Source organism: Tepidimonas aquatica (assembly GCF_007556585.1).
Lineage (GTDB): Bacteria > Pseudomonadota > Gammaproteobacteria > Burkholderiales > Burkholderiaceae_C > Tepidimonas > Tepidimonas aquatica.
On sequence record NZ_VJNA01000087.1, the window covers coordinates 1 to 908 of the forward strand.

Below are 908 nucleotides of genomic sequence, written 5' to 3' on the forward strand. Positions count from 1 at the left end.
CTGTTCCGCCGTCTGAAAGGGTTCCGCCGCATCTTCAGCCGCTTCGACAAGCTCGACGTCATGTTCGCGGCCTTCATCCACTTCGCACTGATCGTCGAATCGTTGCGATAGTGTTAACAGGCCCTAGTGCGGACGATGCGCGCGACTTCGGCGTAGTCGTCCTGTGCAACGCCAGCGCCTTGGAAGAAAAGAACGACGTCCTTCTTGCTCCGGCACAACAGCGGAATCGTATCCACCAGCAGATTGAACACCTCGGGAGGATAGTGAAACTGCTCTGCCATCTCGTCGTTGTTCCTTCGCTCGCCTCGCGCTACCTGGCTGTCCAGTTAGTGGCGGTGGGTCAGGGATTCGAACCCTGGAAGGGGTCACCCCCTTGCTAGTTTTCAAGACTAGTGCCTTCAACCGCTCGGCCAACCCACCATTTTCTGTGATGTGCTAGGAATCCGCTAAACGGCGCAAGTAACAGCGCCAAGGCCAATACGCTAACACATTGTTTTTGCTCTTCTTTTTACCGCTTCCGCGCCGTCTGAACGTAAGTTTTCAAGACCGGTGCAATCGACCACTCTGCCACGCTTCCTGTCTTCCGGATTGCCGGTTTTGGTCGGTGTTCACATCGCTACGCGATATGAACACCGCCCCAAGTCCCTGCGGGACTTGAGCCCCGTCAAGCGCCTGCCACCGTCTTGCGCCGACGATGACGGCAGAAACCGAAGTTTACCGGCTCTATGCCGTTTTGTGTGGAAACGCTTCGCGTCATGTCGGCATGGCTGGCGCGAACGGACTGGCCGGCAGGTGCTTGAGCTTGGACATGCGCAGGTAGGCGATGGCGATGAAGTTCTGGCTCGTCCTGAAGCCGCGCGCGGCGCGCTTGGCCTGCTGCAGCAGCCCGTTCATCGCCTCGACGAAGG

2 protein-coding genes, 1 tRNA gene and 1 pseudogene are annotated in these 908 nt (G+C 58.3%); 1 reads left to right on the plus strand and 3 read right to left on the minus strand.

Annotation, left to right across the window (positions count from 1 at the left end; translation table 11 throughout):
* Window positions 1-111 (plus strand): annotated as a pseudogene (locus Taqua_RS13080) (IS5-like element ISCARN85 family transposase); the annotation flags it as partial.
* Window positions 112-113: 2 nt separating this feature from the next.
* On the opposite strand, the gene Taqua_RS13085 reads toward Taqua_RS13080, so the two are convergent.
* The 3 genes from Taqua_RS13085 to Taqua_RS13095 all read right to left on the minus strand — a co-directional run.
* Complete coding sequence (locus Taqua_RS13085) at window positions 114-281, minus strand: hypothetical protein (RefSeq protein WP_246094732.1); 168 nt, start codon at window positions 279-281, stop codon at window positions 114-116.
* 49 nt (window positions 282-330) lie between these two features.
* Window positions 331-420 (minus strand) — tRNA-Ser (locus tag Taqua_RS13090).
* A 333-nt stretch (window positions 421-753) separates the two neighbouring features.
* Window positions 754-908: transposase (locus tag Taqua_RS13095; RefSeq protein ID WP_144326997.1), on the minus strand; the 155-nt coding region annotated here is incomplete at its 5' end.

Excerpts from the sequence above, each read along its gene's own strand:
- Taqua_RS13085 (WP_246094732.1), bottom strand. The coding sequence starts at position 281 with ATGGCAGAGCAGTTTCACTATCCTCCCGAGGTGTTCAATCTGCTGGTG.